The following is a 7,752-nucleotide window of genomic DNA, read 5'->3' on the forward strand; positions in this document are numbered from 1 at the left end:
AAGCTTAACATCTATTTTGGTTTGGTTATTTACAGCAACTTCCTGCGTTTGATATCCTAAAAAAGAAAACACCAGGGTTCCGGTCGCATTTGGTAATTTGATCAGATACTCCCCTTTTACGTTAGTTGAGGCAGCCATACCGCTTTCCTTATGTCTAACAGTGACACCCGGCATAGGCATTTGCTTTTCATCAAGCACGATACCCCGTACTTCAACAGCGGCAGATGCAGCAGGTTGTACAATACTGGTACCAGCTGTGCTTTTATCTGATACAACTATGGTCTTGTTATCAATTTTATAACCAAGCGGCTGCGATTTAAACAGTTCATCCAGTACCTGGAACAAATCCTCCTGGGATACGTTCAGGGTAACGGGCTTACTTTTTTCGGCCTGGTCATCAGTGATCACAAAATTGTACCCCGTTTGCTTGCGTACATCCTGGAGTATACTGATCAGGTTTTTATTTGTTTTTTTTATGGTTATCCTCTGTGCTAATGAGGTGGCGCTCACCTGCACTAAAGAAGCAATCATGATAATGATTGTAAGTCTCATAATTAGCCATAGTTTGGGTAATAACCTTCCGGTTATACCGGTTTGAATGGTATAAATTCTATACATTTGTTTTGTTTGGTGATGCAACATGCCCTTACTTTCCAGGCGAAGGCAGTTGCGGTTAAACAGTTGAATTAAGTAAATTGCGCCAAACGGCATTCAGGGTCCGATCTGATCGGGCCCTGTTTCGTTGTCAAGACAGGTCTATTGTAATGCTTTCTTCATCTTCTTTTTAGGTTTAAATAGGTTGTTTGGTTATTTATAAAGATTATCTCATTTTGTTACATAAACTTTTCGGCCGCTCACCTCAAAATGAATCTTGCCGGTAGACTCCAGGATTTTCAGCACCGCCGATATATTTTCGAACTTTGAAATGGCACCGTTGAAGCGTACATCCGGAACATTCGCGCCGTATATCACCTCAACATCATACCATCGGGCCACCGTTTTCATCAATGGCCTTACTGGCTCGCTTTCAAACATGAACTGGTCATTTTTCCAGGCTACCGCCAGTTCGGTATCAACCTGATCAATATTTAATTTGCCCGTACTGCTACTGATAACCTGTTGCCCGGGTTTGATGATTGCCTGAGCATTTTTCCCGGCAGCGTGGATACTGCCCTCCAATAAGGTTGTTTTACTACCACCATCATCATGGTAGGCGTTTACATTGAAGTGTGTTCCTAATACCTTGATCTCCTGATCATCTGTTTGCACTATAAAGGGATGAGCAGCATCTTTGGCCACTTCAAAGTAAGCTTCACCCGCTAATTCAACCTTACGTTGCTTCAGATTTCTGAAGTCGGCGGGATACCTTAACTGAGATGCCGCGTTGAGCCATACTTTCGTACCATCAGCTAAAACCATTTTGTAATAGCCGCCAACGGGTGTTTGCAATGTATTAAAAGGGCTCGCTTTATCACTATGATTATTATGCCTTTTAACATATTTTATTTGTCCGTCAGCAGTCTTTAGAATGTTACTTCCGGCTTCCTTCCCAATGATCCCTGAGTGTTGCCCGTTTAACGTGATACTTTCCCCGTTTGATAAAATTAAAAAAGCTTTATTTCCGCCGGGCTTCACGTCGTTGTGTATTTTGTGTTCAGCGATAACCGGATGAGAAATTGAGCCTCGAAAAAAATAGTAACTACCAGCCCCCAGTAATAAAACTACACTTGCAACCGCGGATATCTTAGTCCAAAGTGTCCTTGCAGGCTTGGCTGGCTCTATCTGCTGTTTCAGGTTATTAAAAATACGGTCATACCGTTCGTCATTTTCTACACTATAAGGAGTAATAGCTGATGGATCATCTAATTGCTTACGGACAAGATCCTGTAATGTCTGATCGTCGGCAGTACCAAATAGCTCCGCCAAACGACGGATGTCTTCAGGTTTACTTTCATTACGTAAAAATCGCTCGTAAAGCTTGTTGAGGTTGTCTCTTACTCCCAATTTAGTTAGTTTTTTTGAAGAGTACGATTGAAAAGGCAATCAGGTCTGCTCGCCCTATAATTTTTTTTTAATAACTCAGCCTTTTACTGATCTGGCGATAACAGCCGCGGCAATGAGCATCAATGTCAGCTCATTTTCCATGAAATAAGCTTTAAGGCTTTTGGTACCTTTAACAACGTGATCGCGTATTGTTGAGGTTGATACGCCAAGCAAACTACTTACCTCTTCGTAAGACCGGCCCTCAATCTTAACCATTGACATAACCTTTTTACGCTGCGCAGGCAAAGATTCAAGCGCCTGATAAACCAGTTGACGATCAACCTGAGACGCTATAGGATCATACAGTTCAGTAAATGAATTAATCAGTTGATCGCGGAAAGCCCTGTCATGCGCCAGCCTGCGGTACAGATCAGTGATCAGGTTTTGGGCAATGATATGCACAAACGCACCAAAAGATTTATTATGATCGATAGAAGTTCTACGTTCCCATATCTTCAAAAAAACATCCTGCGCGAGTTCCTCAGCAATTTCAGCAGATTTGGTCAGATAATGAATTTTCCGGAAAATCGGATCGATATAATGCCTGTAAAGTTTTTCAAAAGCCTTTTCATCCCCACTTTGCAGGTTTTTCATTAGCTCTCTCTCATTTACCAAGCGTATAAAACTCATCAGGGGTAACGTAAATGTCCACGCTAAAGTTAGTAATAAAAAAATGGCTAAAACAAGTAGATGATAATAAACATAGTTCCGCTGCAGAAAACTCTACGCTTAAAACTGATTTAAGTCATAACGCTACCTGGTATTTTTTATACTGAATTCGGCGAATTGAGCATTTAAATCTTCGTCTCCCTTAAAATGAACTCCCACCCTGGGACTTCTGTCCCATTGCGACAAACTAATTGCCTTTACCGAATCAGCGGCAACTAATGACTTCCAATCCTCTTTACCCTGCTTATAGTAAAACTTGCATGTTTTATCCATATTTAACTCCAACCGAAGATCTACCGATGATTTCCCGATAATCGGTGTCTGTTCTAAAACGGAAAATTTATTATCTCTGACCTGCCATAATATCACCTGGTCATTTTGGGTCCCAATACCTAAAGCGGTATTCGCATCTCCATAAAAAACCAGCCCCTTTAGCGCGGCGTTTGAATTAAGCACAGTAACTCCCATTTCAAAACTATCAGATACCGGCCTTGAGGTGAGTGCAATGCCGGTTTGATTACCGGGTTTCACAGTTCCCGATAAATAAAGCACACCGTTTTCCTGTTTTACTATTGGGCTCGAATTCCGAAAATCCCATTGCCAGTATTTGCCAATGGCTTGAGTGTTGAAATTATCATGAATATCAGATGCGGTGTCACCAATTATCTGTTGCGGTTTAAACAGCGGCCATCCATTATTTTTTGACCAAACCAATTCAGACATCAACGCCTGCCTGCCGGTAAAAACAGTACTTTCTTTGTTGTAGGCATGATGTATGTAGAAATCGCGGCCATCAGGACCTTTAACAAATGTGCCATGCCCCATACATTTCCATTTGCTGTTTTCAGATAAGATCGGATTACCTTCATAAACCTGGTACGGACCTTTAAAGTTTTTTGCACGGGCCACCCGCACATTGTAACTGCATTGTATGCCACAGCAATTGCCCGCAGAGTAAAACAGATAGTAATAACCATTCTTTTTAAGGATGCTTTGCCCCTCCATGCCTACGCGTTGCTCATCTTTAAGCAAAGTAAAAGGTTCGCCCTCCAGTTTAAGACCATCTGCCGAAAGCTTATTTGCTAATAATTCGATTGGCCTTTTATCAAGCCCATAAGCTTTGAATGTGATATATAATTGACCATTATCATTAAATACAAATGCATCGATGGCTTCCTTGCCAAAAGCGATCAGCACGCCATGATCAGTAAAGCCTTTGTCGGGATATTTAGAGGTAGCCACTCCTATATAAGAGGTATTGTCAACCTTTCGGCGCGCGGTGTAATAAATGTAATATGTATCCTTTATTTTATAATATTCGGGTGCCCAGAATGAACCCGAGGTCCACTCTGGTGCTTTATCAAAAACATAACCAACCTGACGCCAGTTTTTAAGATCGGCAGACCGGTAAATTGGGAAATGCGGAGCCCATTCAGAAGAAGTGCCGACCGCGAAATAACTATCATCAACTTTAATAATCGACGGATCGGCGAAATCTCCATTAATAACAGCTCCGTCGTTGCGTTGAGCAAGTAATATGATGGGGAATAGTAAAAATAAGATTGATGACAGCAGGCGCTTTTTCATAAGTATGAATAAATTGGTTTAGTCTGCATATTTGCCTGGATGGTTGGCTATATCCTTCCTAAAGTTTTCGCCTTTAGGAAGTACCTGTTGACTATCAGATCAATGTAGGTTATGAGTATGCCTGCCACGCAAATTGCTACCGCTGCAATTTATATTTTTTTCGTTTCATAGTTATTGATCTTTCCATATTTTTTGCAGCGCTTTAATTAGCTTAACGCTGATTTAGCGCAAACAAAAGAGGATGAAACCCATCATTTATATTGCATTTTCAATTTGTATCCGGGCAATTTTTAATATAATCCAACTGCCGATTCTTTTGCAAGAAAACTGTAGATAATTCTTTCATCTGCTAAGTTTTTATATAAGACAGGCCAATGTGAAAGAGCTATGTATAATGTGTATAAAATTCTGTTCGCGTTTTACAGATTCGCTTTTGTAGGTGAACTTGCACTTAATTATCAGTAGTTTAGTTCAAGATCAGCGGAAAAGAAAAGCAAGGCTTGCTACAGATAACAACAGATTATAATTGCACGAAGTGTATTGCAAAATATTTTATACGAACCAAACTAATCATTATAACCATGTGGAAAGAAAAATTAATACCAATGACAATTGGCGTGGTCTTACATATGCCGCTTGTTAAAACACTGTTGTCGTACAGAACAGGTGGTACTATTGAAGGTAAATATTGCTACTCTGTCTGGCTAAGACATCTTAAGATGTTAAATTCTGTACAGAATGGAATTCCGAAAAGGGTTGCAGAGCTGGGTCCGGGAGACTCTTTAGGAATTGGCTTTGCGGCTTTGTTGTCAGGTTGCGAGTCTTTCAGGGCATTTGATGTCATCAAATACTGGAACGTTGAACGAAATTTAAATATTTTCGAAGAACTGGTTGTTTTATTTAAAAACAAAGCGCCTATTCCGGATAATACTGAATATCCTAAAGTTCAACCCCGACTTGATGATTATGCATTTCCGGACAACATTCTTTCAGACGAGATACTAAAAGACGCCTTAGCTGAATCCCGCCTGGAGGCTATACGTGAAGAAATTAAGAACCCTGATAATCCCGGGAACACCTTTGTCAAATTCTTTGTTCCCTGGGATGATTATAAAGTTATAAACCCCGACTCAATTGATTTTGTATACTCCCAGGCAGTACTGGAACATGTTGAAGATCTGGAAGGGACATATTTTGCCTTCTCAAAATGGTTAAAAAAGGGAGGGATCATGTCTCACTCAATTGATTTTAAATGTCACCGAACAACTAAAAGCTGGAACGGCCACAGAACCTACAGCGAGCTTGAGTGGAAAATTGTAAAGGGAGGGCGAAAGTTTTTGATCAACCGGATGCCCTATTCGGCACATCAGGAACTACAGAAAAAGCACGGTTTCAGCATATTGAAAGATCTTCCGGCAATCATGGCTAACGATATTCCAAGGAGTAAATTTTCGCGAAGGTTCAGGAATCTTTCAGAAGAAGATATGACAACCAGCGAGGCGTATATGCTCTCCGTAAAAGAGTAAAAAATGTAATAGGCAAAATTAGCGCTCCGGCGTTTAGTTACAGGTAGCAACAAGTTAAAATGCTGTACAGTTAAAGAGCATAAAACCGGTAGGTACAGCCTTATTGATGCATATTGATTATCAAAAATCACATACGTGAATTACAGAAATCTATAGCAAACAGCCCGGTTTTCTCAGTAATTGAAAACCGGGCTGCTGCCTAAACAAATACGGAATTTATCCGGCATCCTTTTTCTTTTTACCGCCTTTTTTACGGCCAAGCAAGGCCTGCTGCAGCAAATATTCGATCTGGCCGTTGGTGCTCCGGAACTCCTCGGCGGCCCAGGTCTCGATCTCCTTCAGTACATCGGGATTAACGCGTAATATAAATGCTTTCTTTTCGGCCATATTAACTTGCCGCGTTCGCGGCTTTTGCCTGTTTTATTAGTACTAAATTTATGCCCAGCAAAGCCAACAGAGGCAAATCGGGTATCTGTTTTAACATATTCAGATCAAAAGAAATCTGAAAAGGTCTTTTAATGCTCCATAATGCAGTCCGCACATTTAATATATCGCCAAACTGATCACTGGTTAAGCTGAAAGTTCGCGAAATTAATTTTTTATTTAAATACACAGCCTCAAATCCATCATTCATACTCAGGCGTATCCTTCGCGACCAAATTTCGGGCGTAACCTGGCCTAAGTTCATTTCATTTGTGTCATTAATCAGAAATGAACGTTTGAATACACCTTTACGTTTAATTACCCAGGTTTTCTTTTCTATCTCCAAAACTGTAATGGTTTTCCAGAAATTACCGTAGCTTAATTTGCCATAACAAAACTGACCATCGGTAAGTTCAAACCAGGGCTTGAAAAAGCCATGCCGTAATACAGTTAATTCGCTGGTACGCAGCTGGTCAAAGCTTCTGAACTGATCCATCATGATTAATGATAAAGGGTACCTGTGTTTACAACGGGATTAACGGCCTTATCGCCGCAAAGTACAACCAGCAGGTTGCTCACCATTGCTGCTTTACGTTCCTCGTCAAGCTCCACAATATTTTTTTCTGATAGTTTGTTCAGCGCCATTTCAACCATACCAACAGCACCTTCTACAATAAGCCTGCGGGCGGCTATAATAGCGGTTGCCTGTTGTACCTGCAACATAGAATGCGCAATTTCGGGCGCGTAGGCCAGGTGCGATATCCTGGCTTCCAGTACTTCAATACCCGCGCGAGATAGGCGCTCGTTCAGTTCCTGCTCCAGCATCTGACTCACCTGTTCGGCACCGCCGCGCAGGGTAATGGTGGCGTTCTCGTCTTCCAGGTTATCATAAGGAAAGGAGTTGGCCAGGTGCCTTACCGCGGCCTCGCTTTGTATGTTTACATATTGTATATAATTCTCAACCGCGAATACCGCGCTGGCCGTATCTTTTACCTGCCATACAATTACTGCGGCAATTTCAATGGGGTTACCAATGCTGTCGTTCACTTTTAGTTGCTGGCCATTAAGGTTAAATGCCCGTAAGGATACTTTTCTTTTTTGATTGAAGGGATTCATCCAAAAAAAGCCGTCTTTTTTAATGGTGCCTACATACTTGCCAAAAAGTGTAAGCACTCTTGATTCGTTAGGGTTTACGATAATAAAACCCGGAAGTATAAACATGATGCCGATGGCAGCAATAACGGTGGCAATAGGTTCCTGATTAAGCCCCAGAAAAATACCTGCAATAATTAATGATACCACTAACAAAGCAAACACGGTAAAGCCTGATGGCGGATTGATTGTTTTTTCGGATTCCATGATAAAGGTGATTTTAAATTGATATCATAAAGATATCAAAACCAAATTGATATCAGCAAGAAAAACTGCATATAACAGAAACTTATATTATTTTTGACTGGTTAATTAAATAAATGGCAAAACTATCTTCTTCGCGCCAAAAGGC

General features: G+C 40.9%; 8 protein-coding genes. 1 reads left to right on the forward strand and 7 read right to left on the reverse strand.

Features of this window, described 5'->3' with window-relative positions:
• The 4 genes from AAGC65_RS23455 to AAGC65_RS23470 all read right to left on the reverse strand — a co-directional run.
• On the reverse strand, positions 1 to 618 hold a 618-nt coding region (locus AAGC65_RS23455), incomplete at its 3' end, for a carboxypeptidase-like regulatory domain-containing protein (RefSeq protein WP_343114900.1).
• Positions 619 to 825: 207 nt separating this feature from the next.
• A complete protein-coding gene (locus AAGC65_RS23460) occupies positions 826 to 2,004 on the reverse strand; it encodes a FecR domain-containing protein (RefSeq protein ID WP_343114901.1) in 1,179 nt (392 codons plus the stop codon).
• A gap of 75 nt (positions 2,005 to 2,079) precedes the next feature.
• Positions 2,080 to 2,673, reverse strand: coding sequence for a sigma-70 family RNA polymerase sigma factor (locus tag AAGC65_RS23465; RefSeq protein ID WP_343114902.1), 594 nt, complete (start codon positions 2,671 to 2,673; stop codon positions 2,080 to 2,082).
• Positions 2,674 to 2,796: 123 nt separating this feature from the next.
• Positions 2,797 to 4,299: a glycoside hydrolase family 43 protein gene (locus tag AAGC65_RS23470; RefSeq protein ID WP_343114903.1), complete on the reverse strand. Its 1,503-nt coding sequence runs from the start codon at positions 4,297 to 4,299 to the stop codon at positions 2,797 to 2,799.
• A gap of 581 nt (positions 4,300 to 4,880) precedes the next feature.
• Between AAGC65_RS23470 and AAGC65_RS23475 the strand changes: the two genes are divergently transcribed.
• Positions 4,881 to 5,825 carry a methyltransferase domain-containing protein gene (locus AAGC65_RS23475; protein ID WP_343114904.1) on the forward strand — a complete coding sequence of 315 codons (945 nt, stop codon included), beginning with the start codon at positions 4,881 to 4,883 and terminating at the stop codon, positions 5,823 to 5,825.
• A 216-nt stretch (positions 5,826 to 6,041) separates the two neighbouring features.
• On the opposite strand, the gene AAGC65_RS23480 is transcribed toward AAGC65_RS23475, so the two are convergent.
• Genes AAGC65_RS23480 through AAGC65_RS23490 form a run of 3 tightly spaced genes read right to left on the reverse strand, consistent with a single transcriptional unit; the run spans position 6,042 to position 7,607 of the window.
• Entirely contained in the window at positions 6,042 to 6,212 is a 171-nt protein-coding gene (locus tag AAGC65_RS23480; protein WP_343114905.1) for an Arc family DNA binding domain-containing protein, read from the reverse strand.
• Position 6,213: 1 nt separating this feature from the next.
• Positions 6,214 to 6,747: a hypothetical protein gene (locus tag AAGC65_RS23485; protein WP_343114906.1), complete on the reverse strand. Its 534-nt coding sequence runs from the start codon at positions 6,745 to 6,747 to the stop codon at positions 6,214 to 6,216.
• Positions 6,748 to 6,749: 2 nt separating this feature from the next.
• Positions 6,750 to 7,607, reverse strand: a complete 858-nt coding sequence (locus AAGC65_RS23490; protein WP_343114907.1) for an SPFH domain-containing protein — start codon at positions 7,605 to 7,607, stop codon at positions 6,750 to 6,752.
• Positions 7,608 to 7,752: the final 145 nt, after the last annotated feature.

Source organism: Mucilaginibacter sp. (genome assembly GCF_039207105.1).
In the GTDB taxonomy this organism is placed as follows: domain Bacteria; phylum Bacteroidota; class Bacteroidia; order Sphingobacteriales; family Sphingobacteriaceae; genus Mucilaginibacter.

Excerpts from the sequence above, each read along its gene's own strand:
- AAGC65_RS23465 (WP_343114902.1), bottom strand. The coding sequence starts at position 2,673 with ATGAGTTTTATACGCTTGGTAAATGAGAGAGAGCTAATGAAAAACCTG.
- AAGC65_RS23470 (WP_343114903.1), bottom strand. The coding sequence starts at position 4,299 with ATGAAAAAGCGCCTGCTGTCATCAATCTTATTTTTACTATTCCCCATC.
- AAGC65_RS23475 (WP_343114904.1), top strand. The coding sequence starts at position 4,881 with ATGTGGAAAGAAAAATTAATACCAATGACAATTGGCGTGGTCTTACAT.
- AAGC65_RS23480 (WP_343114905.1), bottom strand. The coding sequence starts at position 6,212 with ATGGCCGAAAAGAAAGCATTTATATTACGCGTTAATCCCGATGTACTG.
- AAGC65_RS23485 (WP_343114906.1), bottom strand. The coding sequence starts at position 6,747 with ATGATGGATCAGTTCAGAAGCTTTGACCAGCTGCGTACCAGCGAATTA.
- AAGC65_RS23490 (WP_343114907.1), bottom strand. The coding sequence starts at position 7,607 with ATGGAATCCGAAAAAACAATCAATCCGCCATCAGGCTTTACCGTGTTT.